The sequence below is a fragment of the Thiomonas bhubaneswarensis genome (genome assembly GCF_001418255.1).
GTDB lineage: Bacteria > Pseudomonadota > Gammaproteobacteria > Burkholderiales > Burkholderiaceae_C > Thiomonas > Thiomonas bhubaneswarensis.
Map to the genome: position 1 here is coordinate 126941 of NZ_LIPV01000004.1, position 22746 is coordinate 149686.

General features: G+C 66.0%; 30 protein-coding genes and 1 tRNA gene. 13 read left to right on the forward strand and 18 right to left on the reverse strand.

The window, feature by feature from the left end; translation table 11 throughout:
• Nucleotides 1-40: 40 nt before the first annotated feature.
• Nucleotides 41-130 (forward strand) — tRNA-Ser (locus ASC45_RS06610).
• A 160-nt stretch (nt 131-290) separates the two neighbouring features.
• The gene (locus tag ASC45_RS06615; protein WP_055450255.1) at nt 291-1469 is read left to right on the forward strand and encodes a tyrosine-type recombinase/integrase; all 1179 of its coding nucleotides are present in this window, start codon (nt 291-293) and stop codon (nt 1467-1469) included.
• A 273-nt stretch (nt 1470-1742) separates the two neighbouring features.
• Here the strand turns inward: ASC45_RS06615 and ASC45_RS06620 are convergent, their stop codons facing one another.
• From ASC45_RS06620 to ASC45_RS06655, 8 genes are all read right to left on the reverse strand, one after another.
• Nucleotides 1743-2024, reverse strand: a complete 282-nt coding sequence (locus ASC45_RS06620; protein WP_055450256.1) for a hypothetical protein — start codon at nt 2022-2024, stop codon at nt 1743-1745.
• Between the two features lie 141 nt (nt 2025-2165).
• On the reverse strand, nt 2166-2474 hold the full coding sequence (locus ASC45_RS06625; protein ID WP_055450257.1) for a hypothetical protein: 309 nt from the start codon (nt 2472-2474) through the stop codon (nt 2166-2168).
• Between the two features lie 21 nt (nt 2475-2495).
• Nucleotides 2496-3119: a hypothetical protein gene (locus tag ASC45_RS06630; protein WP_055450258.1), complete on the reverse strand. Its 624-nt coding sequence runs from the start codon at nt 3117-3119 to the stop codon at nt 2496-2498.
• On the reverse strand, nt 3116-3379 hold the full coding sequence (locus ASC45_RS06635; protein WP_055450259.1) for a hypothetical protein: 264 nt from the start codon (nt 3377-3379) through the stop codon (nt 3116-3118). The genes ASC45_RS06630 and ASC45_RS06635 overlap by 4 nt, the downstream gene beginning before the upstream one ends.
• Complete coding sequence (locus tag ASC45_RS06640) at nt 3363-3581, reverse strand: hypothetical protein (protein WP_055450260.1); 219 nt, start codon at nt 3579-3581, stop codon at nt 3363-3365. Before ASC45_RS06640 ends, ASC45_RS06635 begins: the two co-directional genes overlap by 17 nt.
• Before the next feature lie 168 nt (nt 3582-3749).
• Nucleotides 3750-4589 (reverse strand): hypothetical protein, encoded by an 840-nt coding sequence (locus tag ASC45_RS06645; protein ID WP_055450261.1) that lies wholly within the window; start codon nt 4587-4589, stop codon nt 3750-3752.
• Entirely contained in the window at nt 4586-5245 is a 660-nt protein-coding gene (locus ASC45_RS06650; protein WP_211263351.1) for a hypothetical protein, read from the reverse strand. The genes ASC45_RS06645 and ASC45_RS06650 overlap by 4 nt, the downstream gene beginning before the upstream one ends.
• Nucleotides 5246-5310: 65 nt before the next feature.
• On the reverse strand, nt 5311-5808 hold the full coding sequence (locus ASC45_RS06655; RefSeq protein ID WP_055450263.1) for a helix-turn-helix domain-containing protein: 498 nt from the start codon (nt 5806-5808) through the stop codon (nt 5311-5313).
• Between the two features lie 114 nt (nt 5809-5922).
• Between ASC45_RS06655 and ASC45_RS06660 the strand changes: the two genes are divergently transcribed.
• Genes ASC45_RS06660 through ASC45_RS16005 form a run of 5 tightly spaced genes read left to right on the forward strand, consistent with a single transcriptional unit; the run spans nt 5923 to nt 9771 of the window.
• Nucleotides 5923-6105 carry a helix-turn-helix domain-containing protein gene (locus ASC45_RS06660; RefSeq protein WP_211263352.1) on the forward strand — a complete coding sequence of 61 codons (183 nt, stop codon included), beginning with the start codon at nt 5923-5925 and terminating at the stop codon, nt 6103-6105.
• Nucleotides 6081-7271, forward strand: coding sequence for a DUF1376 domain-containing protein (locus tag ASC45_RS06665; protein ID WP_055450265.1), 1191 nt, complete (start codon nt 6081-6083; stop codon nt 7269-7271). The genes ASC45_RS06660 and ASC45_RS06665 overlap by 25 nt, the downstream gene beginning before the upstream one ends.
• A 35-nt stretch (nt 7272-7306) precedes the next feature.
• On the forward strand, nt 7307-8266 hold the full coding sequence (locus ASC45_RS06670) for a ParB/RepB/Spo0J family partition protein (RefSeq protein ID WP_055450266.1): 960 nt from the start codon (nt 7307-7309) through the stop codon (nt 8264-8266).
• On the forward strand, nt 8259-8816 hold the full coding sequence (locus ASC45_RS06675; RefSeq protein ID WP_055450267.1) for a hypothetical protein: 558 nt from the start codon (nt 8259-8261) through the stop codon (nt 8814-8816). The genes ASC45_RS06670 and ASC45_RS06675 overlap by 8 nt, the downstream gene beginning before the upstream one ends.
• A 43-nt stretch (nt 8817-8859) precedes the next feature.
• The gene (locus tag ASC45_RS16005) at nt 8860-9771 is read left to right on the forward strand and encodes a hypothetical protein (RefSeq protein ID WP_245609977.1); all 912 of its coding nucleotides are present in this window, start codon (nt 8860-8862) and stop codon (nt 9769-9771) included.
• A gap of 40 nt (nt 9772-9811) precedes the next feature.
• On the opposite strand, the gene ASC45_RS06685 is transcribed toward ASC45_RS16005, so the two are convergent.
• From ASC45_RS06685 to ASC45_RS06695, 3 genes are all read right to left on the reverse strand, one after another.
• Nucleotides 9812-10387, reverse strand: coding sequence for a lytic transglycosylase domain-containing protein (locus ASC45_RS06685; protein ID WP_055450268.1), 576 nt, complete (start codon nt 10385-10387; stop codon nt 9812-9814).
• A gap of 449 nt (nt 10388-10836) precedes the next feature.
• Nucleotides 10837-11220, reverse strand: a complete 384-nt coding sequence (locus tag ASC45_RS06690) for a tautomerase family protein (RefSeq protein WP_055450269.1) — start codon at nt 11218-11220, stop codon at nt 10837-10839.
• 14 nt (nt 11221-11234) lie between these two features.
• A complete protein-coding gene (locus ASC45_RS06695) occupies nt 11235-11654 on the reverse strand; it encodes a tautomerase family protein (protein WP_055450270.1) in 420 nt (139 codons plus the stop codon).
• A gap of 105 nt (nt 11655-11759) precedes the next feature.
• Here ASC45_RS06695 and ASC45_RS06700 point away from each other — a divergent pair, with 105 nt between their 5' ends.
• The gene (locus ASC45_RS06700) at nt 11760-12683 is read left to right on the forward strand and encodes a LysR family transcriptional regulator (protein ID WP_055450271.1); all 924 of its coding nucleotides are present in this window, start codon (nt 11760-11762) and stop codon (nt 12681-12683) included.
• Between the two features lie 439 nt (nt 12684-13122).
• Here the strand turns inward: ASC45_RS06700 and ASC45_RS06705 are convergent, their stop codons facing one another.
• The 5 genes from ASC45_RS06705 to ASC45_RS06725 all read right to left on the reverse strand — a co-directional run bounded on the left by ASC45_RS06705 (nt 13123) and on the right by ASC45_RS06725 (nt 16133).
• Entirely contained in the window at nt 13123-13662 is a 540-nt protein-coding gene (locus tag ASC45_RS06705) for a carbon-nitrogen hydrolase family protein (RefSeq protein WP_055450272.1), read from the reverse strand.
• Between the two features lie 39 nt (nt 13663-13701).
• A complete protein-coding gene (locus ASC45_RS06710) occupies nt 13702-14178 on the reverse strand; it encodes a carbon-nitrogen hydrolase family protein (protein ID WP_141655743.1) in 477 nt (158 codons plus the stop codon).
• 88 nt (nt 14179-14266) lie between these two features.
• Entirely contained in the window at nt 14267-14770 is a 504-nt protein-coding gene (locus ASC45_RS06715; protein WP_055450274.1) for a hypothetical protein, read from the reverse strand.
• Nucleotides 14770-15531, reverse strand: coding sequence for a hypothetical protein (locus ASC45_RS06720; protein WP_055450275.1), 762 nt, complete (start codon nt 15529-15531; stop codon nt 14770-14772). The genes ASC45_RS06715 and ASC45_RS06720 overlap by 1 nt, the downstream gene beginning before the upstream one ends.
• 26 nt (nt 15532-15557) lie before the next feature.
• Nucleotides 15558-16133 (reverse strand): hypothetical protein, encoded by a 576-nt coding sequence (locus tag ASC45_RS06725; RefSeq protein ID WP_055450276.1) that lies wholly within the window; start codon nt 16131-16133, stop codon nt 15558-15560.
• Between the two features lie 343 nt (nt 16134-16476).
• Between ASC45_RS06725 and ASC45_RS06730 the strand changes: the two genes are divergently transcribed.
• Both ASC45_RS06730 and traI read left to right on the forward strand, forming a co-directional pair.
• Nucleotides 16477-16812: a plasmid mobilization protein gene (locus tag ASC45_RS06730; RefSeq protein WP_055450277.1), complete on the forward strand. Its 336-nt coding sequence runs from the start codon at nt 16477-16479 to the stop codon at nt 16810-16812.
• Complete coding sequence (gene traI / locus ASC45_RS06735; protein ID WP_055450278.1) at nt 16788-18797, forward strand: TraI/MobA(P) family conjugative relaxase; 2010 nt, start codon at nt 16788-16790, stop codon at nt 18795-18797. The genes ASC45_RS06730 and traI overlap by 25 nt, the downstream gene beginning before the upstream one ends.
• Before the next feature lie 234 nt (nt 18798-19031).
• Here traI and ASC45_RS06740 read toward each other — a convergent pair whose 3' ends face one another.
• Complete coding sequence (locus tag ASC45_RS06740) at nt 19032-19616, reverse strand: TetR/AcrR family transcriptional regulator (protein ID WP_055450279.1); 585 nt, start codon at nt 19614-19616, stop codon at nt 19032-19034.
• Between the two features lie 90 nt (nt 19617-19706).
• Between ASC45_RS06740 and ASC45_RS06745 the strand changes: the two genes are divergently transcribed.
• On the forward strand, nt 19707-20174 hold the full coding sequence (locus tag ASC45_RS06745) for a nuclear transport factor 2 family protein (RefSeq protein WP_055450408.1): 468 nt from the start codon (nt 19707-19709) through the stop codon (nt 20172-20174).
• A 114-nt stretch (nt 20175-20288) separates the two neighbouring features.
• Here ASC45_RS06745 and ASC45_RS06750 read toward each other — a convergent pair whose 3' ends face one another.
• Nucleotides 20289-21188 (reverse strand): LysR family transcriptional regulator, encoded by a 900-nt coding sequence (locus tag ASC45_RS06750; protein WP_055450280.1) that lies wholly within the window; start codon nt 21186-21188, stop codon nt 20289-20291.
• A gap of 88 nt (nt 21189-21276) precedes the next feature.
• Here ASC45_RS06750 and ASC45_RS06755 point away from each other — a divergent pair, with 88 nt between their 5' ends.
• Both ASC45_RS06755 and ASC45_RS06760 read left to right on the forward strand, forming a co-directional pair.
• Nucleotides 21277-22242, forward strand: a complete 966-nt coding sequence (locus ASC45_RS06755; protein WP_055450281.1) for an NAD-dependent epimerase/dehydratase family protein — start codon at nt 21277-21279, stop codon at nt 22240-22242.
• Complete coding sequence (locus ASC45_RS06760) at nt 22242-22727, forward strand: hypothetical protein (RefSeq protein WP_055450282.1); 486 nt, start codon at nt 22242-22244, stop codon at nt 22725-22727. The genes ASC45_RS06755 and ASC45_RS06760 overlap by 1 nt, the downstream gene beginning before the upstream one ends.
• Nucleotides 22728-22746: the final 19 nt, after the last annotated feature.

The following is a 22746-nucleotide window of genomic DNA, read 5'->3' on the forward strand; positions in this document are numbered from 1 at the left end:
ATAATTTTCAGTTTTCCCGATCACCACAACTCAAAACCCAGGAAAGGTGGCAGAGTGGTCGAATGTACCTGACTCGAAATCAGGCGTAGGCGCAAGCCTACCGAGGGTTCGAATCCCTCCCTTTCCGCCAGAATTGATCCAAAGCGATCCCCGGAAGCCCCGCGCAGTCTCTGCGACGGGGCTTTTTCATAGGGGAACGCGCCCCTCGCCGTCCCTTTGCGTCCTCGGCGGTACCACGCCAGCCAGCCTCCAAATGTGGTATCGTTCATGGCATCGAGAGGGGCGATACCATGGGTCTCACCGTGAAGGCTGTTGAGGCGGCCAGGCCGCAGGAGCGGCCCTATAAGCTCACCGACGGCGGCGGGCTGTATCTCTTCGTGGCGCCGACCGGATTGAAGAGCTGGCGGGCGAATTATGCGCAGGATGGCAAGCAGCGCACACGGACCTATGGCCGCTACCCGGTCATGAGTCTGGCGCAGGCCAGGGTGGCCCACGTGCAGGCCAAGGGCGCTCCGAACGAGGCAGAGGCCGCCACGCCGGCGCCGAAGGTGGTGCCGACGTTCAAGGATGTCGCCGAGCAATGGCTCAAGATCAAGCTTCCCGGCCTCTCCAACGGTAAACATCAGGGCCAGGTCGCCGGCACGCTGGAGCGCTTCGCCTACCCCGTCATTGGAGCCTTGCCGATCGACCAGATCCGGCGCACGACGCTTGTCGAGGTAGTGCAGGCGGTCCAGACGGGTGGGCGCATTGAGACTGCGCATCGCGTGGCCGGACGCATCACTGCCGTGTTCGACTACGCCCAGGACGTCGGTTACATCGAGAGTCACGGTGCCGCCGGTCTTGTGCGGGTTCTCCAGCCGCGCAAGGTGAAGAAGCCGATGGCCAGCATCCCGCCCGGCGAGACAGGTGCCTTGCTCGCGGCGATTGCCAGCTATGACGAGCGGGTTACACGACTGGGTCTGCAGCTGCTGGCATTGACCTTCGTGCGCGTCGGCGAGTTGCGCAGCATGCGCTGGGATGAGCTGCGCGAGGACGACGCGGTCTGGGTCGTTCCTGAAAACAGGATGAAGGCGGGTTTGCCGCACGTCGTGCCGCTGTCACGACAGGCGCAGGCGGTGCTCGAACAGCTTCGGCTGCTCACCGGCGATCGCGATCTCGTGCTGGACTCGCCGCTGCGCTCTGGACATGCGCTGTCCGAGAACACCTTTCTGTTCGCGCTCTACCGGCTGGGCTATCGGGGTCGGATGACCGCGCACGGGTTCCGGGCGCTGGCCTCCACGGTGCTCAATGAGCAATCAGGCTTCGCGCACGACGTCATCGAGCGCCAGCTCGCGCACCGGGAGACTGATGCGGTTCGGGCGGCGTACAACCGGGCGCAGTATCTTGAACAGCGCCGGGAGCTGATGCAGTGGTGGGCGGACTGGCTGGATCGACAGCGCGAAGCAGATCGCTCACTCGCCACCGCGTGACGCCGCCAATCCGCACGGGTTGCGGCAGCATGCCGGCGCTGACGGCGCGCCAAAATGTCGAGCGACCCATAGAGAGCATGCGGGCGCCCTCGAGGGCAGTCACAAGGATCTTGTCAGCCATGGGTTAGTTCCGGTTCAGGCCGAAGCCGCGGGCCAGGCGACGATGCTCCGCAAGATCCGCGCGCAGGAGCATGGCGGCAGGGGTGTCGAGGGCGGTGCCGCAGCGAGCACCAGGATCGTCAGAGTTTGCGACGTGCCCCACGTCCAAAGCCATCACACATCCCCGTCGAGGGGCTCCGGATCCGTCATCACGTCGGCGAGCGCCGCCACGGCGCCGATGCAGGCATTGCGATGCGGCATGTGGCCGAGGCGCAGCACTGCGATGGCGACCCGCGCCGGTTCCAGGTCCAGTGCGCTTCGGCCACGCCGCTGCAGCTCCGTACGCGCGGCGATCAGTTGGCGGCTTGCGGTCTCGATGTCACGCAATTCGGGGCGCACGCCGATGCGGGCCGTTGCGATCACGCGTTGGGGAAGCTCGAGGAGGTCGTTGTACATGGAGGTCGGTCTTCCGAGATCAGTCAGCGTCGCGCGTCGCGAGCGCCTCCTTAACGTTCTTTCTGTTGGTCTTGTCTGGCTGACCCCGAGGACGGTCCATACCGTCGCCGGTGTCCAGCTGATGAGTGCGAATAGCCCGATTCAGAATGCTCCGGGGCCGGTCCTGGCGTTGCGCAGCCCGGCATTCCACGAATCTGAGGCTGCGTCGCAAGACGGATCCCAGGTCGTGGCCTGGTCGGCACGCTGGGGTGGCTGAAGCGGGTTGACGTAGCCGCTGTTGCCGTTGCACCACTTGACCTCAGCTGCGCGCTCCTTGATGTGCGCATCGAACCACGCCTTGTCGTGTCCAGCGTAGGGGCTCGGACCGGGCGCGGACGCGGAGCCATGCCTGCCGCACCCGGCCAGGCCAACCGCGAGGAGCATGCCAACAGTGAGAATTGAACGCTTCATGAGCGACTCCTTCGGATGTCGTTAGAGAACCGTCACGCCGCTGCGTGTGGGCCGGAACATCGCGGCGTGCACGGGGTGGATCTGTACACCGCCGAGTTTCTTGAATCGGTCGAGGAACAGCTCTTCCCACCAGCGCGGAGACCATCCGCCTTCCGTGGCGGGGTGGGGATATGGCTCGACGCCGGCAAGCGCCGGCCAGCTGCGATTCGAGTCGGCATTGAAGCGCATCAGGTCGCGCCGTTCCGTGGCCAGTGCGATCCGGTCGACGTGGCGGATCAAGTCCCGCCAGTCCATCATGGCGTGGGTCAGACCGGTTGCCACGAGAACGGCCGCCTCAGCCTGCCGCTCCACGTCCGCCCAAGCGGCGCCGAGTAATGTCTTGATCGATGTCGGTACGTTTCCGACGTAGGCCTCGTGCGCGTCGTGCATCAAGCCGCAGAGGATCGCGTCCCGGGGTGCGCCCATGCCCTCGAGGATGCGGGTCACGAGCAGGCTGTGCTGCGCGACCGAGTAGTGGATTCTCGTGTGCCCGAGGAGTCTGCAGCGCAGAGACAGCGCGTGCGCGATGTCGTCGATGCGTACGGTCGAGGGATCGAGCTCGCCGGGGCACACGTCGATGCCGCTGTTCGTCAGGAGTGCGGTCATTGACGCACTCCCAGGGCCATGTTCAGGGCGTTGGTGGCTATCGCCCGGGCTCTGTCCGATGCGCCCTGCGCAAGCATCAGGCGCAGGGCACGCATCAGCTCGGGTGCTGCCGCGACCAGGTGCTGCGCGGCGTCTGCCTGCTCCAGGCTGTCGAGCGCGCCGCTATAGATCTCGCAGAGAGTGAATCGCTGGCCATCGGGTAACCCCCGATCGACGCAGCGATGGCTGCCGACTTCCCAGGTTTCAGCTGACGTCAGCATGATCGTCCTCCGGTGGCTGCCCGAGCGCGCAATCCGCTTGGCGTTCGGCGCCGGCGATGCGCTGCGCGCGTTCGAGCAGGCCACAGGCATAACCCGATCGATAGTCCGTCCTGCGCCACAGGCGTGGCGCAGGCTCCCGGCCCGCGCAGCCATCGCGCTCGCCGACCAAGGCATAGTTCACGGAGGAGCGGAGGAAGAGCATGGATGGGGAGCGGTTCCAGGTTGCGATGAACCCAGAATATACGGCATACCGCACATAAAAACAACGGTATGCCGTATTTCATTTGCGAAGGGGATGTCCCCTGTGCCTACCGCTTCCTGCAAGACGCAAAAAAACCGCCGTATGGCGGCTCGCGCGGGGCGGCGGAGACTAGGCCAGCTCGAGCACGCGGTCGGCGCCGGCCTGCACGGACGCGACCGCGAAAAACCGCATCTCGTAGCTGTCAGCTTCGCGCTCGATCTCGTCCAGGTTGCGTCGCATGGCATCGATCTGGCGCGGTGACAGGGTCGGATCCTCGGCGCTCGGTGTGCCGAAGATCAGGGCGGCGAGATTAATGCCCGAGAGCTCGCGGGCGCGGAACAGTTCCCACAATCGGGCTCTGGCGTCACGCAGGCCGGTCGGTTGCCTGACCGCCGAGAGCACGCCGAAATGAAGGATGACGCGCGGGCTCACGAACCCGAATCTGGTGAGCTCGCCGCCGTCGATGAGGGGAGCCGTGCGTCCGAAGTACTGGGTCAACTGCGGGCGTGCCGCGATCACCCGGTCGCGAACCTCCGTGGTGAACCGCCTGTTGCCTTCCTCCTGCGAGGGAGCGTCGACTTCCTCGAGTTCGTCGAGCTTGTCCAGGTTGGTGAGACTGGAGTACAGCAGCGCCGCAGTGCGCAACACCTCCGCCAGACTCTCGGCATGGGTATGTCGCAACTGACCTGGGTGCACGCCATACAACGCGGGCATGGTGTCGACGTAAAGGGCCCCGCCGGCCGCGATGTCCCGCAGATTCTGGAGGGCGGTGTCGATCAGGGTCCGTGCCCCCTTGGCGGCCTTCCCGTACAGGCAATCGAGCACGTCGTCGCGAATGAACCGGTGCGCCGTGAACTGGTCGTTCCATTGCACGAGGACGCCGACCATGAGCCGCTCGCCGGTGCCTGCCACCGGCTCCCAGAAAACGGGCCGCCAGTGGGCGTTGGGTTCGGGTGCTTCGGCGATCATGGAGCGGGCTCGAGGTCGGTCAGGAGGTCATCAGGCTTGGGAAAACGATTCAGGAGGCGCACACCCAATCCACTCAATCGCTGCTGGGTGTAGTGTACGAACTGCGAAAAATCCACACCGTCCGGCACGTCGAATCGGGACGGAAGGGTCGAGTCCAGGGAGAGGGCTGCCGCGACCGCGCCCTGTTCGATCTCGCGGGCCTTCCCGACGATCTTGGCCATCTCCGCCAAGAGGTTGTATTGCTGGGCGATCAGCCCAAGCGTGCGGTCATGATCGATGTAGGCATGGTCGGTGCCGTCCCACAGGACGTTGCCGAGATTGCGGTCGGCGTTTGCGATGGCTTCATCCACCGCCGTCGCCTTGGGCGCGTCGTCCCAGGAGCAAACGATGTGCGACCCAGCGAGTTCGAGTTGCTTCTTGTGCTCGATCGGAAGTTCCTCCGAGAACCCCAGACGCTGCGCCAGGTTCGGGTAACCGGTGTCCAGGCTGCCGAAGATCAGGCTTCCATGCTCGTGGATGATGATGGGCTCGGGCGTGGGAAGGCCCCAGCCCCGAAACAGCATCGCGCAGAAGCATTCCGCCAGGACCTTCTCCCGCGGCAGGCGCTTGACGATGGCGAGGTGCAGGGCACTTTCGACGCGGATGGTTGCGCGCACCGGGGCATTCAGGCCGGTGCCGACCGGGGTTTCGGTTCCTGGAATGAGCGTGCCAGTGCGCAATCTCATGTGACGTTCTTTTTCGTGGCCTTGGCCGGTGCCCGTGGCGACTCGAGTAGGCCCGCTGGAGAGGCGGGCAGAGATTTCGAGGCGTTGAGCAGCGCGTCCAGGATGGCGCTGGCCTGTTCCCTGGTGTGCTCGCCGCTGAGCCAGCGCTGGAACTCCTCGCGTGCCGCGCTCTGCAAAACGGGCGCGATCTGGCCGATGATCTCGTCGACCAGAGACATGGCACGCGCCGCCTCCAGTTTCCCGCCGGGACTGGCGGCGCCAGATTCAGCGTTCGATGGCCGATCGTCGATCGTGGACAGCTCGCCATTGACCAGCGCGTAGATGTCGATGCCGAGCGCGCGTGCGAGCTGCGGAAGAAAGCTCGACTTCGCTCCGCCCTTCGCTTCGATGTCGCGAAGGGTGTTGAGATGCACCTTGGCCTGCTTCGATAGAGCCGTCTGGGTCAGGCCAAGCGCATCCCTGCGCTTCTTGATGATGTCGCCGGGCGTTGTCATGGGTTGAATTATTACGGAATACCGTGACGGTGTGCCGTTGCGCAGTTATACGGCTTACCGTAGACTTTGCGTATGGACTGGGCAAGATGCATCTCCAACATCGAGCGATCGGGCATGAGCCTGACGCAGATCGCGCGCCGGATCGGCCTGTCGCTGTCGGCCGTGAGCGACATCAAACACGGGCGCACCAAGGCTCCGAACGGAAGCGCCGCGCTTGTTCTGGCTCGGCTGCACTGTGAGCGCCTCGGCGCCGCCTCCCAAGAAATTACCCGATGCGCCCGGACACCGCGCCGCTGACCCCGCCCGCGTGCGACCTGCGCAGCATGCCGTTCATGCCACTCGACGTGACGCGGCTGATGGACTCCGACTTCTTCGCCTTATCCACCCCGGTGGAGTTCAAGGCTGCGGTGGCGCTGTGGGCGAAATCCTGGCTCCAGGTGCCCGCAGCCAGCCTTCCCGACGATGATCGCGTGCTGGCGTTTCTCGCCGGAGGCCTGACGCTGATGCGCTGGCGCAAGGTCAGGGACGTGGCCCTGCGTGGCTGGATCACCTGCAGCGACGGGCGCATGTACCACCCACTGATTGCCGAACTCGCGCTGGATGCCTGGGATCGTGTTCAGCACCTGCAGCGCGATGAGCAACCCACTCGGCGCGCGAGCAGTAGTGCCGAGCGCATGCGCCGGCTGCGCGCACGGCGCAAGGCGATGGAGCCGGGCGGACCGGTCGCGCCAGATCCGGCGGCGCCGCCGGCGGTGGCGGCTGGTGACGCCGCACATGTGACGCCGGACGTGACGCCGGACGTGACGCGCGGTGACGCCACTTTGGTGACGGATGCCACGTCACATGTGACGCCTCCTCCCCAGCACCCTGCCAAAGGAGAAGAAGAAGGAGAAGGGGGATATGGCGCACAGCCTGTGACGCTCGCCGCGCCGTCACAGCGTCACCTACCCGTGCTCGCCGCGATGCCCGCTCCTGCAGGCGCTGACGCGCCTTTGCCGCCCCCCGGTTCTTCAGGCATATGCCAACCCAAAGCCGGCAAGCTGCGCCTCACGCCAGATGAGCAGCAACTGTGTGACGCGGTGTGGGCCCAGTACGGCGCCGCCTACCAGAGTCGCTATGACGCCCCGCCGCTGCGTGACAGCCGGGCGCGTCATCAGGTTGCCGAGTTGGTGCGCCGTCTGGGTGTGCAGGCGCCTGACGTCGCGACCCACTACGTCCGCAGCAACCACGACTGGTACGTGCGCAAGGGGCATGACGTCGGCACCCTGCTGGGTGACGTCCAGAAGCTGCGCGCCGAATGGATGGCCACGCAGAAGCGAGCCGGACAGCGTGCGGCTCCTGTTTGCCCGCCCGAGTTCAGATCCGGAGCGCCGCCGGCTCGTCCGAGCGAGGCGGTGCAAGCCGCCCTGGAGAGTCTTGCGCAGAAGTTGCGCGTCACGCCACCTCGCGCCGCGGGCGGTTGACGCCTTGATCAATTGCACTTCACGGGAATTCGTCCATGTCCAGTTCGCACACGCAACCCTTTGATCTCGACGCCGACGCGCTTCAACTTCAGCGTCTCATGGATGTTCCGCTGAGCCGCCTGCGTCCAGACGTCGATCAGCCGCGGCGGCACTTTGACCCCGTATCACTCGATGCCCTGGCCCGGAGCATGGCGGTGGTGGGTCAGCTCCAGCCCATCGGCGTGTGTGAAGCCGGCGCGCAATGGGTCATCGTGTACGGGGAACGCCGCTGGCGCGCAGCGAAGCTGCTAGGCTGGTCCAGCCTGCGGGCCAAGGTCTACCCGCCTCTCGGCGCCGCGACTCTGGTCCTGCAGGCGACCGAGAACATGCACCGTGACGAGCTGACCCTGGGCGAATACGCCACGACGGTGCTGCGCTTGATTGATGCCGGCATGCCAACGGCAGCGGTCGCCCGCACCCTTGGGCAGCAGGAGGCCTGGGCTGGCATGATGCTGCGCATCGCCCGAGATCCGGTGGCCCGCGGGCTGATCGACGCCGGACGCCTTCACAGCGTCGACGCCTGGAACCGATTCTGTGCACTCGATGCCGCCGCGCGCAGGATCGTGCTCGAATCCACGGAGCCCATCACGGGCGACCGCTGCGCGCTTGCGCAGGAGCAGGCCGCCCAAGCCCCTGCAGCAAGGCGACGCAGGCATACGGTTGCCGCGCCCGCCCAGCGGGAACGGAGCGACGTGCAGGGATTGTCGGCGATGATTTCCAGAGACTCCTCGACATCGCAGGCCCCGGGGGGATCCGCAGGAACCTTCTTTTCCTTGCGGATCTCTGAAGAACTGTGCCGGCGCCTTGTCCCTGAGCATGCCGCAACGCTGGATCGCTGCATGGCACGGAGCAACCCCCACGGACATCTTGGCGAGGCGCTGCACGACGCGGAGGCCGACCTGCAACACGCACTGCTGGCGCGCGTGCGCGCCCTCCTGGAGGCTCACCATGGATGACACCGAGGTCTTGGAGCGGGCTGAGCTGCTGTATCGCAGCGTCGAGGCAGAGGCGTGTCGATTCGCGGCGGTCAGCACGCTGACTCTCGAGGACGCGCGCCAGAGTCTCTACACCATGTGCCTGGAGCGCGCCGCCGGCGTGGACAAATACGACCCACTGCTCGGAGACCCGCGCACCTATGTGTTGGGCCGCATGTGGGGGACGGTTGAGCGGTGGCGCGGCCGCGAGGTTTCCTTGCAGGACGAGGAAGAGCCGGACGAGGGCGTTCGCAGCCCCGTTCCGTCCGCTCTGCACAGCTTGTCTGTCGAGGATGAGCTCATCGAGGTGGAGCAGCGGCGTGTCATGGAGGCAGTCCGCCTGGAAAGTGACCGGCAGGAGAGCGACGCGATGCGCCACCTGCCGTCCGTGGTCGCATTGATCTGCGTGGGCGCCGTCTCGGAGCGCGAAGCCACGCGCCTGTGCGGCTGTGACAGTGGACGCATGCGGCAGCGATGGAGGGCGCTGCGCAAGCAAGGGCTGGCGGCGCAGACGGATAATCCCTGTGCATGAACCGCCATGCGCGCTACGACCGATTCGGTTTCCTGCTGCTCCGATGAAAATCCCACGCACTTCCGACGTCAGCGAGCGGTCCGTTCGGGCTCTGCTGGACCGACACCATTGCCCGACGCCCTTTGTCGCGGCCAGGACGCTGTTCATGGGCGCGATTGCGTCGCCGGCGATCGACGTTTCGCCGATGGGCGTGGTTGCAGCTCTTTGGCACGGCGAGCTGCCGCAGTTCGACTCCGCTGACGACGTCGAGGTCCTGGTCAACACGCTCATGTCCGGGCTATGGAATCGACTGGCACGGCACCAGGACAGTCGCGAGCCATTCCGGCTTACCCGTGAGTCGGTTGCGGCCACGCGCGCAGGCCTGGCCGCGCTGGCAGCGATGCGGGCCCAGGAACTCGACGGATTCATGGACGGCCTGTTTGGCGGTGCCGAACAGTTGAATTTCCCGGAGAAGGCGCACCGGGCGCTCACGCGCCTGGAGGAGGTCCGGCAGATGTTCGACGCTGCCGCCGCCATGCTGATCGATGACACCAAGCCTGCCTCGGCCCAGGCACTGGCCGAGTTTGCCCGCAACACGCGGGAAATGACGCGCATCGCCGATGACCTGATCAACAAGATCATCCAGGCGTGCAAGCGGGCGAGGGCGGGGCATCTCGAGGCGATGTCCATGAGCCCTGCAAGAAGGTGGCCGACGTCGATGGAGGACGAGTCGCCCTTCGTGAAATCGCCGTTGAGTCAGCGCATCACGCGGCAGGGGGTTACCGTCGCGGTGGAGATTTACGGCGATGGCGAGGACGCTTGGATCCTTGAAGTGGTCGACGGTCAGGGTACGTCCTATGTCTGGGACGATCGCTTCGCCACCGACCAGGAGGCGCTGGACGAGGCGATCAGCGAGCTCGAGCGGGATCCGATGGAGTTCTCCGGCAAGCCGTCAGGACCGAGCGACATGCATTGAGCGACGCGCCGTCGCGCGCGTGTCGCTTGGTGAACGGACCTCACCACCGCGGGTGCAGATCTCCCGATTTCGGTGCGAGGGGGCTGGTCTGTGGGGCCCAGGTGATGGTGGGTTGCACCGGAGGCAAAGAGGTCGAGGCCAGCGCCCAGCGAGCCATCCGTCCATCGGGAATCGACGGCACGATGACCCCGGCCTGCGCGAAAACGCCGGCGCCGTAGTCCGCGCCCCTGGTGCTCGCGACCTGCCCGGTGTTGTACGCGGATAGCATGCCCATAAGCGTGCCGGCTCGGCCCCAGCCGTCCAGAAGCATGGTCTGAGCCGCACGGAGGTTCTCGCAAGGATCGAGCGCTCGTTCCACGTCGAGCCCAAGTGTGGATAGGTTCCTGCTGTTGAGCTGCGCCAACCCGACGTCCACCGAGTGACCCTGCGCGATGAGTTCACGCGCAATTCGGGCCGCGCCCGCCACGCTTGCCGGGCGGTAGCCCCGACCGGTCGTGTTGTCATGCAAGGCCAGCGGGTTTCCAGCGCTCTCTTGCTGCACGATGGCAGCCATCGTGACGGGAGCGATGGCTGGCGCGCACTGCTCGAGCATCAGGATCAGCGAGGTCGGTGCCATGCTCGGACTCAGTTCGGTGGGCCCGCTGCGCGGACTCTCGTCCCTCTGTCGGCGGTAGGGAGGCAAGCCTGATTCGCACCCAAGACTCCGGAGGACTGGTCCTCGGCCGAAGCGGGCACTGTCGACGCGCTCTGACGGCGACCGGTTTGCTGCATTGACCGGCAACATCGCTGGCGGCGGCCAGCAGCAGGACCACCAGCCCGCAGGAAAGGATCTCGAATCGGCGGCTGCGCATGGCGTTTCCGCTGGCCGTGGATCTGTAGAGCCCACATACTGCGACCCGTGTACAGGAGCGGGGTGCCTCATGGCGGCAGCTAGGCAGATGCCGGGCCAGGGACGCCTGAGCATCGTCGAGATCGCCGGGCGCGTCGGCTACGCCTCGGTCGGAACCTTCCGCGTGGCCTTCACACGCCACGCGGGAGTACCGCCGGGTCGCCACGCCCGCAGTGTCAGGCGTGCAGCAGACGCCCGCCCGCAAAGGACCAGTTCTCCCACTGGGTCTCCTTGAAGCACACCATGACCTTCTCGGGTTCGATGCCCAGCCCCTGCAGGCGCTGCATCAGGTCCGCCAGCAGCGCGCGCTTGACGCGAACGCTGCGCCCCACCGACCACAGCACCTCGACCAGGATGGCGTCGTCGTCGCGCGGGATCCGTGCATCCGGATAGCGCGGATCGATGCGCAGGTTCTCGGCGTCGAGTTCCAGTACACGCTGGAATCGGTCGGCCTCAGGCACACCGCTCGCCACGAGGGCCGCATGCAGTGCATCGAGCAATCCGGACTTGAATCCCGCGGGGCGGGTCTTGCGGTACAGCGTCACGGTGAGCAAAGGCATCGTTGTCTCCTGGTTCAGGTGCGATCCGGCGCACTGGGCGCCGTGGCGCGGTACCCATGTTCTTCCTGGCTGATGCCGCCGTAGCCGTAGGCCGACGCGCGACAGTCGATCACGTGCACGTTCGAGTGTGGGTGAAGGTTCTCGAAAAGGCCCGAAAGCAAGGCGAAAGCCTCTCGCTGGAAGCGCTGCTTGTCGGCTCGCGTGTTGGACTCGTCGGTGACCGTGACCTCCAGGCGAAAGGCGTTGCGCCCAGTGTCCGCCAGGCATTGCCCGGCGATGAACCAATGCGACGCATCCACCGGCCGCAGCAGCACCGAGGTGCGCCGCGGATCCTTGCGCAGCACAGTGCATGCGAGATCCGCGATTTCGCTGGCAAGGCGCGCGGCCTTGGCCGCATCGACCGCGGCCGTGTATTGCAGTGTGATGAAGGGCATGGTGCTTCGTGCTCCGTGGGTGACGCTTGAAGACTAGGCGCTTGGAAAGCATCGGTAAAGCGGGAAATGATGGTGTAATCCATCGTGAAACCCGTTGGATGACCGATGCGTACCTTCGACCCCGAATGCCTGCGCGCCCTGGTTGCCGTGGCGCACAGTGGAAGCCTCAGCGCTGCGGCGCAGCGTCTGTACCGTTCGCAGTCTGCGGTGAGCGAGCAGATCCGCAAGCTCGAACTGGCCTGCTCGGCCACGCTGTTGCTGCGCAGCAAGCGCGGCGCCGAACTCACCCCGGCCGGGCGCACGCTGCTGGGCCATGCGCAGGAGATCCTGGATGCCCATGAACGAGCCGTGCTGGCAATGCAGGGCGTGGATCTGGCGGGCAGCCTGCGCGTCGCCGTGACGGACTATTTCCACCCCTCGGGGATCGCCGCGCTGCTGCGGCGGCTGCGCGCAAGCCATCCGCGCCTGCAACTGCACGTGACCGTGCGCAAGAGCGCCAGCATCGAGCAGGAGGCCGATGAGGAGCCCTACGACCTCGGACTGTCCATGCGCATCTTGGAGCGCGGAGCCACGAGAGGTACGCCGTCCGGCGTGCTGCGCGTGCCGCTGTTTCGCGAACCCATGGCCTGGGTCGCCGATCCATCGCTGCAGGCTGCCGCGGGCGGGGCGCTGCCGCTGGTCGTGCTTCCTGCATCCTGCGCCGTGCATCGCTTCGTCGCGCGCGCGCTAGCCGCGCGGAACATCGAACACTATGTGGCGCATTGCGCTTCAGGCGTCGCCGGGCTTCAGCTGGCGATCAGCGCGGGCCTGGGTGTTTCCTGCCTGAATGCCAGCGCGCTGCCGGCCGGGCTGCGGCCGCTGCGCTCCTTCTCGGGCATCCGCCTGCCGAGTCTGCCGCAAGTAGAGTTCGCGCTGCTGGTGCCGCAGGCGGGACAGTCGGCATTGATCGACGAGGTGGTGCCGCTGCTCGCGCAGGTGCTGCGCGCCGCGGTGCCCATGGAGGGGGACGCAGCCCATATCATGGTTTGAGTCTGCCGGCGCGGCGGCCCGATCCGCCGCAAGCATGGGTCCGTCCGAACACGAGCCTGGGTATTTCGCGAGCGATCGCGAAATACCCAGGCTCGTCACCTCGTCCTTCTGGGCGCCGGTCAGGAACGACTCGGCCAGACGGCATCGAGACATCAGCGGCTCGATATCGGTCTTGGCAGCCGGATGGCCCACCTGCGTGAGGAGTTGCTTGAAGCTGCGACTGACCGGGGTGGCCGCGGCCGCCGCATCTTGCATCGCACCAATTTGTTGCCAGGGGTCCCATATGGGGGGCGCCTTCACGGCCCGCCGAGCGCTGACGTTGAGTGACAGTGACAGCTTTCCGGCTCTCATCCCGTTGACACGGGACCACTCAGGCCGACGACCGGTCTCCCATCGAGCGGACCGGCCCGCGCAACGTCGACATGAACTCAGCCGCCAATTACCAGTTCACAGCCGATAGGACCGGCTCGCTCATGAGCCGGGCCCATGCGTTGGTACTGGCTTCTTGAATCTCCGGCGCTTCCCGGTCCTGGCCAGCCCACCAAGCATTTGTCTGCGCCAGGATCACATCAGGCCGCTGTGCCATTGCCTCGAGCCATGTCCAGGGCAGCACCTGCTCGACGCAGACGGCGGCCCACACGCGCCGGCCATCGACGTCAAACACCGGTTGCCACCAGGCAGGACGCAGTGAGCGGGAGCTCCACGGTTGCCAGTCGCCACCAAGCAGTAACCCAGCGGCTGCGACGAGCGGGTCCATCTTGCTGTTGCTTGCTTTCGCAAGAACAATGGCATCGCGTTTTTCGACCTGCACGCCGAGCAGCCATATCTGCCCCAGTGGCACGGCTGCGCTGAGTTGGGCACGTGTGCCGTCGTACCAGTTCGGCACGATGGCCTCCGGGAACACCACCACTCGTGCGCCGAGTCCTTGCTCGATGCCTGCGCTGATCACTGCCTGATTGTTCTGGATCGAGGCGAGCACATTGCCGTCGCTTGGGGTGATCCGAGTCTGCACTCCGACCTACCCAGAAGGAAGGTGCGGCTCGGGTGCCAGACGGGCTGCGCAGTTGGCACCCAGCGCCAGGCCGATCAAACTCGCCAGCAGCCATCTCGCTGCAGTGTTGCCGTGCAATGCGCTCGGAAGGGCCACGGTCATCATCATCAGGTAGATGATGCCGAGCCATCCCGTCGCCGGGAACAGGGCGCCGGCGGCGGTCAGGGGCGACAACCACCCGATCACGCCCAGCGGCGGCAACGCCGTCGACACCAGTGCGGCGAGCAGTCCTCCCCGACGCGGTGGAGTCCCCCACGGAGAGGCGAGCAGGAGCGATGTCCCGAACCAGGCGCCGACCGCGGCGGCAATGTGGTGGGGACCCCAGTAACCGAGCACGGCCCCGACGATCGGCCAACTGCCGCTCAGGTAGTAGGCCGCTGCGACCAGAAGACGCTCAGGTGCCGACTGACCCAGCGCGATCCACAGCAGCAGGGTGATCGACAACGCCGGGCCGGCGAGGCTGGCGCCACCCCATAGCCAGGCGCTCCCCGAGAATGCCGCTGCGCTGATCAGGCTGGCCCTTCGAGCGTCCTCAGCGCGCATGCCACCGGGCGCTCAACTGGTCGATGGTCTGCTGCTTGGCTGCGAGCAGGGGGAGCATCTCGCGTTGGCCACACAGCATGCCGGCCCAGAAGGCGAAAGCCAGAAGCAGCCCTCCGGCCAGCAGCCAGATCGTGCTGATCGACTCGCGCAATGCGTCACGCAGCACGCCAAGATCGATCCTGACCGGCGCCGCGCGCAAGGCGGTCAGTGCCTCCAACACAGGCCCGAAGTCGGCGGGCAGCGTTGAGGGCGCCTGGCTACCTGCGCTCTCCAGGACTGCGGCCTTGACCGCGGCGAGCACATCGGCCCGGCCGGTCGACCGCGCCCAGCCCCAGGCGAACAAGGTGACGTGCGGCGCATTCGAGGGATCGTCGACCTCGAAGCCAGCCTTGCTGAGGATGCCGAGCAGGGACCGGATGTCCTTCCATTGATCCTCAGTCGGCAGGGCGCCTATGGCGTCGATGAAAATTTGCTCCGAGTTGCTGTAGGCCATCACGCGACGCCCAGGGAATCGAGTGACTCGACCTGCGCCATTGCCGCTCCGGCACGCTGCAGCCAGGAGGTCAGGGCCAGCCGGTAGCCGAATTGCAGGGGCTTGCCGTCGATGCCGGTGGCGAGTACCTCGTGGAACGGCCGTCGCCCGATCATCACCATGAGCTGATCGTTGAGTTCGGGCAGCTCGGTCTCGGCCCAGGTTCGTTCCTCGATCAGCAGTTTGCACAGGTCGTCGCCATCCCACAGGGCGAACTTTTCCGAAGCGCCAAAGAACAGGTTCTTCACGATCAGGCCGATCTCATACTGTGCCGGCATGTGGCGCAGCCGGTACTGCAGCGCGCGGATGCTCTCTTGGGTGCGGCTGAGCATCCAGACCGGGACCGCGTTGGCCTCGCGCAGCACTTCGCTGACGATATGGATCGAGCCGTCGAAGGCGCGCGTGCCGATCTGCGCGGGCATGTTGACGATGATGCGGTACTCCGTGTCGGCCGCGGCAGTGGCCGTCATCGCGACCCGGGTGCCCAGGTCGATCCATCCGCTCTCGGTGGAAAGGTCGAGCATTGCGGTGCCGATGATTCCGCTACCAGCCTTCAGTCCGCCGTCGCCGCAGACATCCGGATTGGACATGTCGGCGTCATAGACCACCAGGCGTGGACGCTGGCTGTCAGGGAGAGACAGGTAGTGGTGCACCAGGGCGCGTGCGGCGAGGCTTTTGCCGACACCGCCTTTGTCACCGTCGATGATGAAGGTCTTGAGCATGATTGAATCCTTTGCCGTGAGGGGGTTCAGATGTTGTGGTCGTCAATGAACTTGCGCCTGGCCTCAGGTGGGCCCTCAAGGTTCTTGCGCAAGGCGTAATCGGCATCGGATTCGTCCGGGCGGCGATCCGAGCCGTCGGCCCAATTGGGGAGGTCCGCAATACCGGGTGCGCACGACGCACGAATCGCCGGAGCGTCCTGAGTAGCAGATCGTGCTGCAGGGGCCGGGCGTGGAGCGCGGCGACTCGTTGCTGGTGCGGAAGCCTTGTCGCTGGACGGCAGCCTCGCAGGCTGGGCGTTCAGCCGATAACGCTCTCGCGTCTGGGCAAGTGCGTAGCGCATTTCCGCTGGCGCCACCGCGGGCAGGGCCTGCTGCAGGATGTTGAACACCTCGCCCAGCGTGGCGCCGGAGTCGAAGAGATCGACGATCACGGGTTCCAGTCCGCGAACGCTCTTGAGCGCAAATTCGCGGGCCGTCGCCGCCGCGTTGGCGGCTCGCTTGGCCTTGAGCGCAGCAAGCAGCGCAGCCGCTGCGGCGGGAACCTGCGCGGCTGCCGCCTGGGCATCGAATGGCGAGTCGACCTTGTCGTCATTGCCGTCCATAGACTCTCTCAGTTGCGGCCCGCAGGGCTGGGCCGATGGCCGGACTCTGCGGGGTGGGCCCTCAGATCTGGCGGGTGCGACAAGGGAACCGCGGAGCATCGCCGCCGGCAAGGCCGTGGCGACGTGGTGTTGCCATGCCGCGCGGCTGTGCTTTCCGGGTGTCGGGCGGAGCCTGACCAAGTGGCGACGGGGCGCGTTTGGGAGCGCAGCGGAAAACGTGACACGTCGCCTTACCTTGCACGCGTTTCATGCACACCACCGGCATCGGCTTCGAACCGGATGGCAGCGATTCGGAACAGGCCGTCAACGGAACGATGTGGGGCCCGGCCCGCAGAGCCAGGGTATGAAACAGAACGCTTCCCGGACCCACTGGGTGTCCGTCCGCTTCACCGAGACGGATTTGCAGGATTTGTCGGCGCAGGCCAGCCAGGCCGGCATGTCGCGCTCGGAACTGATCCGGCGACGCGTTCTTCATCGGCCCGTCATCAGCCGCGCCGACGCGAACACCGCCGGGCGCATTGATCAGCTCGGCCGCTTGATCAAGCACCTCTACCCGAAGGACAAAGGCTGGGCCAGTCCCGAGGAGCGCCGGAAATTCTGGCGCGTTCTTGAAGACTTGCAGCGTACCGCCCAGGCTTTGCGCCGGAGGGCGCCATGCTCGCCAAAGTCATCACCCTGAAGCACTCTGCAGCCGGCAACGGGTTCGCGCCGGTCATGCGCTACATCATGCGCGCCGCCCCCGACAGCGCGTTGCCCGACGGTCACATGCTCGAAGGCGGACACATCAACATCCCTGACGAGGCGCTGTTCTGGGCACTCCATGAAAACCGCCTCGCCTATGCCGAAGACGTCGCCAGTGTCCTCGATCGCACGGCCGACGCTTGCCGCCTCAGGGGGCGGTTCCACGGCAACCCGGTCTACCACGTCGCCATCAACTGGCAGGAGGCCGAACGCCCCACGGCCAGCCAGGCCGAGCGCGCGTGTCGCCATGTGATGCAGTCACTGGGCTACGGCGATCACCAGGCCGCGTGGGCCATCCATCGCGACACCGACAATGACCACGTGCATCTGGTCATCAACCGGGTGCACCCGGAAAGGTTCCGGGCCGTCAGCCCGCCGTTCAAGAAGGATTATTTGATCCTCGACCGCTGCATGCGGGAGTTGGAGCTCGAGTTCGGCCACCAACGTGCGAACGGTCCTTTCATCACGCTGGACTCAGACGCCGGTCCGCAGATCGTGCGCATGAGCCGTGCGGAGCGACGCGAACGCGGGTTGCTGAAGGAACATGGAAAGCCCCGGCTCACGCGTGGCGCGGCTGCAGCAGAACATCGACTTGGATACGCGTCCTTTCAAGCCTGGGTCGCCGGTGCTCCTGCCCGGGACCTGCGCCAGGCTCTTGGCTCCCCGGCACCTACCTGGGCCGACGTTCACAAGGCGTTGGCCAGACATGGCGTCACCATGCAGGCCAAGGGCTCCGGGCTGGTCGTGACCACACGCCTTCCCGATGGCCGGGTCCTCGCCGGGAAGGCTTCGCAGCTCGGCCGCTGGGCAAGCAAGGCCGAGCTGGAGAAGCGGCTGGGCGCGTTCGTCCCGATAGGATGCACTCCCGATCTGCCCGCTGTCTATGCCCTGCACATCGAGGCTGCACGCCGGCAGGTTCAGCCTACGCAGCCGTCATGGGGACGCCTGGGAGACCGGGAGAACGCTTCTTCCTTCTCAGGCACCCGTCGCGATCCCGATGAACGCGCGTTGCGCAGGCAACAGCGCGCCGAAGCGCGCGCAGCGCTGGCCGATCGGTTCAAGATCGAACAGGACGTTCTGCGCCGAGACAAACCTCGGCAGCGTGCCGAGATGCGCGAGCGACACCGGAGCGAGCGGGCCGCACTGCAGGCCGAGCAGCGCGAGGCGAGGGCGCTGGCCTACGCCGCCGCGCGCCGAGATGGCCAGCCGATTGTCGTCGCACAGTCCCTCTGGGCCTGGATGTCGGCGCGGGAGCGCGAAGCACTGCAAGAGCGCCAGGCCGAAGAGCGCAAGGCGCTTTCTGTCAGCCAGCCGCGCAGCGAGGTCTGGCGCAAGTGGCTTGAGCGTCAGGCCGAGCAGGGCGACGAAGCGGCGCAGGCCGCGCTGCGCGGCATTCGCTACCGTGAACGTGGGGAAGCCAGGCACCAACGCGATGGCATTGAGGGCGATGAAGTCGAGCCGCTGCGCAAGCTGGTGTTGGCAGGACTGGATGCCCAGATCGACCAGCGGCGGCAGCAGGTGCGCTACCGAGACTCCGGCGGTCGGGAGATGTTCACCGACACCGGCCGGCGCATCGAGTTGCACGACAAGAGTGCGGACAGCGTGGAGGCCGCGCTTCGCATCGCGGCCCAGAAGTTCGGCGGCCGGGTGGAAATCACCGGAAGCGCCGCGTTTCGGGAGAGGGCGACCCGCCAGGCCGTGCGCTTGGGCATCCGGGTAGTCGATGCTGACCTGGCGGCCATCGTGGCGGATGAACAGGCGAGTATGCGCGCAGATCAGACGAGGTTATCCACAGAATCTGTGGGCGAATCAGGGCGGGGGGCGGGTAAGCCCTTGAAACCCCATGTGGCCTCTGGGTTGCCTGTGGCGAAGGCAGATCAATTGGAGCGTAACTCGCGTTCCCAGATGGCGAATGGGCTCTGACTACATGGGCGCGGTCGAGGATGGGCGCAGGGGTGGCGAAACCATCGCAAGGGTCAGCCAGTGCACGCGCAGGCGGCTAGCTAGGCAGCAGCTACGACGCCTTGATGAAACAGGAGGTGCGTGGGCGCCAGCGGTAACGACGTTGGTGGGGCCGGCGGTACGACTCGGGAGGGCCCTCGACCCACCTGCGCGATCTGGCTGGAGGGTGAATATCTGCGGCAAACCACAGTTCCATCAAACCATGTCAGGCGCAAACAGAGGCTGCAGGATCATTTTGAGCGACTGCAACAGCGGCTCGAGGGACATGCCGAGTTGTGCGTGGACGATGGCTCCATCGATGGCCAGAGCGAGAGCACGGGCCCTGCCGGCACGGCCAGGGCCGCTGGGCAGAAGGGATTCCAAGGCTGATGTCATGTCGACCTTGTGCCTTCTGACGGCTTCGAGGATATCCGGAGAGGCGCTTCCCAATTCGGTCGCCGCGTTGATGAACGCGCAACCGCGATAGTCGGGACTGCTCCACCAGTCCTCGAAGGTCGCCAGGAGTGCCGCCAATGGCGTTGGCTGCGAGGCGACCTGCCGCGCCAGCGTCGTGCGCAGCCAGGCCATCCATTGGTCGTGCCGGTACGCCAGATAGGCACGGACGAGGTCATCCTTGCTCGGGTAATGCCGATAGAAGGTGACCTTGGTGACCTTGGCCTGAGCGATCACGCGGTCAATGCCGGTTGCCCGCACACCATCGCGGTAGAACAGCGCATGCGCGGTCAGAAGAATGCGGTCCCGTGCCGAAGATTCCTTCGATGGAGATGCGGAGGTTTGCATGCCGACATTGTAGACAGATCTGTCTACTTCGTTTAGGCTGCCTGCATGTAGACAACTCTGTCTACGCTGATGACCTTTGGGGAAACCATCATGGAAAGTCGTCCACCGCTTCCACCGTTCACGCTGGAAACAGCGATCCAGAAAGTCCGTCTGGCGGAAGATGCATGGAACTCGCGCGACCCTTCGCGCGTGGTTCTCGCCTATAGCCCCGACACCAGGTGGCGCAACCGCGCCGAATTCCCAGTGGGCCGCGAGCAGGCACAGGCCTTTCTTGTGCGCAAGTGGGCTCGGGAGCTCGACTACCGTCTCATCAAGGAACTCTGGCTCTTCGGCGCCGAGCGGATCGCGGTGCGGTTTGCTTATGAATGGCATGACGACGCCCGCCAGTGGTATCGCAGCTACGGCAACGAGAACTGGGAATTCAACGCCCAAGGCTTGATGACGTCGCGCTTCGCGAGCATCAACGACCTACCAATCAAGGACGCTGAGCGCAAGTATTTCTGGCCTCTCGGGCGTCGCCCGGACGACCACCCGGGGTTGTCCGATCTAGGGTTGTGAAGGACTTGCCGGGCAGATAGCAGGGCACGGCGCGCGTCCAATGGCTTTGGTTGATTGTTCCGGCGGGACATCGGCACATCCGTGGCGGTGGAACCCGGTGGTGCGATATGGGCATCACAGCGCCTGGGCAACTGCCGAGGCAAGAAAGTCGAACACCGCCCTGACGCGCGCGCTGCTGCGAATTTCCCGGTGCACGGCCAGCCACACCGGCAGCGGCGGGATCGGCAGGTCGGGCAGCAGCCGGCGCAGCCCCGGCTCGCGCTCGGCCAGCCAAGTCGCCGCGAAGCCGACGCCCAGTCCCGCGACCAGGCATTGCCAGTGCACCAGATGGTCGTCGCTGCGCACTTGGAACGATTCCCGCGTCGCCGGCACGCCGACGGCATGCAGGCCCCGGATGATCTGCTCGTCCTGGTCGAAGCCGATCAGCGCGTGACGCAGAAGATCCGGCGCCGTCCGCGGCGCGGGGTGGCGGCGCAGGTACTCAGCGCTGGCGTAGACGCCAATGTCGACACGGCCGATGCGCCTGGCGAGTAGCGAGGCTTGCTGCGGCCGCGCCATGCGGATCGCGATGTCGGCCTCGCGTCGCAGCAGGTTGCTCATGCGGTTGGACGCGACGATGTCCACCGTCACGCCGGGCAGTTGCTGGCGCAGCGCGCCGAGCAACCCCGGCAGCAGGTGCACCGCGACGATCTGGCTGGCGCTGACACGCACCGATCCCTGCATGTCGCTGCCCAGCCCGGTCAGCTTGCGCGCGATCGCCTGCGCGCTGTCGTCCATGGACCGCGCCTGATCGGCGATCGACAGTGCCGCTGCCGTCGGGACCAACCCGCGCCCACCGCGCTCGAACAGAGTCGCGCCGAGCTGTTGCTCGAGCTGGGCGACGTGCCGTCCGATCGTCGGCTGGCTGCCGCCGAGCTGGCGCGCCGCACCGCTCAGGCTGCCGGCATCGAGCACGGCGAGGAAGGACCGTACCAGCGTCCAGTCGAAGGCAGTCGGCGGGTTGGATTCATTCATTCGTGTATATCTCCAAGACATCTTTGTGCAATTGTGGATGATCGCTGCTACGGCAACAATGCAGTGATTCCGCAACGGAGCCATCACGATGCCCACCTCGAAGACCGTCCTGATCCTCGGCGCCAACGGCCGCTTCGGCCGCGTCGCCTGGCGAGCCTTCGCACATGCAGGCTGGAGCGTCATCGCCCAGTCGCGCGGGCCGCTACGCGACCCGGGTGATGCGCGCGTCCGGCATGTCGCACTCGACGCGAAACAGCCGGCCGCGATCGTCGACGCGGCCCGCGGTGCTGCGATCGTGGTCAACGCGCTCAATCCGATCTACACGCGGTGGGAGCAGGAGGCGCTGGCGCTGAACGAGACGGCGGTGACGGTGGCGCGCGACCTCGGCGCGACGCTGATGCTGCCGGGCAACGTCTATAACTACGGCCGCGAGATGCCGCCCGTCATCACCGACACGACGCCGGAGCGGCCCAGCACGCGCAAGGGCGAGATCCGCTGCCGGATGGAGGCGCGCATGCGGGCCGGCTGTGCACGCAGCATCGTCGTGCGCGCCGGGGACTTCTTCGGCGGCCCCGGTAGCGGATCGTGGATGGATCAGGTCATTGCGAAGGACATCCGCCGTGGCCGTATCACTTATCCCGGTCCGCTCGACCGGGACCACGCCTGGGCCTACCTCCCCGATCTCGCCCGCGCCTTCGTGCTTCTGGCGCAAGGCCAAGAGCGGTTGCCCGGTCATGCGACGGTCCTGTTTTCTGGGAACACGCTGACCGGCGCACAGCTGGCGGCTGCGATCACCGAGGCGGCGCGGGCAGTCGGCGTCATCGACTCCTCAGCGCCGACCCGCGTGCGCGCATTGCCCTGGGGCGCGATCGGTGTGGCACGTTTCGTCAACCCGATGCTGCGCGAGATCTGGCGCATGCGATACCTGTGGCAGATTCCACACCGCATCGACGGCGCGGGGATGGAACGGATCGTCGGCATCGTCCCGTCGACACCACTGGCCGAGGCGATACGCGCCACGCTCGCTATCTTCCCGGCGCCAGGGGAACATTGATGGCGATCTCCATCGGCACACTGCTGCTCACGTTGACCGGATTGGCATTGGCGGGGTTCTGGCTGCTGCCAGGAGGCGTGTTGGACCTGAGTCGGCTCGCTGGCGGGTCCTTGCAGGCTGACCTGCGGCCCGCCTATGGGAGCCGAACTCTCTATGCTTTGCTCGATGCGTATGGAATCCGCGGTCGACGCTGGTTCGGGCGCATGCTGCAAGTGGATCTGGTGTTTCCGATGCTTTACACCGCGACCATCTGGATGCTCGCAGCCGAGCACGGCGCAATGCATAGACAGGCGGCCGTGATCGCCCAGGTCACGGGCTTCGCAGCGGCAGGATTCGATGAGCTCGAAAACCTCTTGCTGCTCAGCGTCCTGGGCTCCTACCCTTCTCGAAGGCCGCGCGTGGCGCGATCTGCAGGCATCATGACGCTGGCGAAGATCATTTCTCTTGCGTTCTCGGTTGGAATCCTGGCGAGTTTCACCTTGTAGCGCCGACCATATTTGGGGT

Coding starts and splice junctions, on each gene's coding strand:
- ASC45_RS06615 (WP_055450255.1), top strand. CDS start 291: ATGGGTCTCACCGTGAAGGCTGTTGAGGCGGCCAGGCCGCAGGAGCGG.
- ASC45_RS06620 (WP_055450256.1), bottom strand. CDS start 2,024: ATGTACAACGACCTCCTCGAGCTTCCCCAACGCGTGATCGCAACGGCC.
- ASC45_RS06625 (WP_055450257.1), bottom strand. CDS start 2,474: ATGAAGCGTTCAATTCTCACTGTTGGCATGCTCCTCGCGGTTGGCCTG.
- ASC45_RS06630 (WP_055450258.1), bottom strand. CDS start 3,119: ATGACCGCACTCCTGACGAACAGCGGCATCGACGTGTGCCCCGGCGAG.
- ASC45_RS06635 (WP_055450259.1), bottom strand. CDS start 3,379: ATGCTGACGTCAGCTGAAACCTGGGAAGTCGGCAGCCATCGCTGCGTC.
- ASC45_RS06640 (WP_055450260.1), bottom strand. CDS start 3,581: ATGCTCTTCCTCCGCTCCTCCGTGAACTATGCCTTGGTCGGCGAGCGC.
- ASC45_RS06645 (WP_055450261.1), bottom strand. CDS start 4,589: ATGATCGCCGAAGCACCCGAACCCAACGCCCACTGGCGGCCCGTTTTC.
- ASC45_RS06655 (WP_055450263.1), bottom strand. CDS start 5,808: ATGACAACGCCCGGCGACATCATCAAGAAGCGCAGGGATGCGCTTGGC.
- ASC45_RS06660 (WP_211263352.1), top strand. CDS start 5,923: ATGAGCCTGACGCAGATCGCGCGCCGGATCGGCCTGTCGCTGTCGGCC.
- ASC45_RS06665 (WP_055450265.1), top strand. CDS start 6,081: ATGCGCCCGGACACCGCGCCGCTGACCCCGCCCGCGTGCGACCTGCGC.
- ASC45_RS06670 (WP_055450266.1), top strand. CDS start 7,307: ATGTCCAGTTCGCACACGCAACCCTTTGATCTCGACGCCGACGCGCTT.
- ASC45_RS06675 (WP_055450267.1), top strand. CDS start 8,259: ATGGATGACACCGAGGTCTTGGAGCGGGCTGAGCTGCTGTATCGCAGC.
- ASC45_RS16005 (WP_245609977.1), top strand. CDS start 8,860: ATGAAAATCCCACGCACTTCCGACGTCAGCGAGCGGTCCGTTCGGGCT.
- ASC45_RS06685 (WP_055450268.1), bottom strand. CDS start 10,387: ATGGCACCGACCTCGCTGATCCTGATGCTCGAGCAGTGCGCGCCAGCC.
- ASC45_RS06690 (WP_055450269.1), bottom strand. CDS start 11,220: ATGCCTTTGCTCACCGTGACGCTGTACCGCAAGACCCGCCCCGCGGGA.
- ASC45_RS06695 (WP_055450270.1), bottom strand. CDS start 11,654: ATGCCCTTCATCACACTGCAATACACGGCCGCGGTCGATGCGGCCAAG.
- ASC45_RS06700 (WP_055450271.1), top strand. CDS start 11,760: ATGCGTACCTTCGACCCCGAATGCCTGCGCGCCCTGGTTGCCGTGGCG.
- ASC45_RS06715 (WP_055450274.1), bottom strand. CDS start 14,770: ATGGCCTACAGCAACTCGGAGCAAATTTTCATCGACGCCATAGGCGCC.
- ASC45_RS06720 (WP_055450275.1), bottom strand. CDS start 15,531: ATGCTCAAGACCTTCATCATCGACGGTGACAAAGGCGGTGTCGGCAAA.
- ASC45_RS06725 (WP_055450276.1), bottom strand. CDS start 16,133: ATGGACGGCAATGACGACAAGGTCGACTCGCCATTCGATGCCCAGGCG.
- ASC45_RS06730 (WP_055450277.1), top strand. CDS start 16,477: ATGAAACAGAACGCTTCCCGGACCCACTGGGTGTCCGTCCGCTTCACC.
- traI (WP_055450278.1), top strand. CDS start 16,788: ATGCTCGCCAAAGTCATCACCCTGAAGCACTCTGCAGCCGGCAACGGG.
- ASC45_RS06740 (WP_055450279.1), bottom strand. CDS start 19,616: ATGCAAACCTCCGCATCTCCATCGAAGGAATCTTCGGCACGGGACCGC.
- ASC45_RS06745 (WP_055450408.1), top strand. CDS start 19,707: ATGGAAAGTCGTCCACCGCTTCCACCGTTCACGCTGGAAACAGCGATC.
- ASC45_RS06750 (WP_055450280.1), bottom strand. CDS start 21,188: ATGAATGAATCCAACCCGCCGACTGCCTTCGACTGGACGCTGGTACGG.
- ASC45_RS06755 (WP_055450281.1), top strand. CDS start 21,277: ATGCCCACCTCGAAGACCGTCCTGATCCTCGGCGCCAACGGCCGCTTC.
- ASC45_RS06760 (WP_055450282.1), top strand. CDS start 22,242: ATGGCGATCTCCATCGGCACACTGCTGCTCACGTTGACCGGATTGGCA.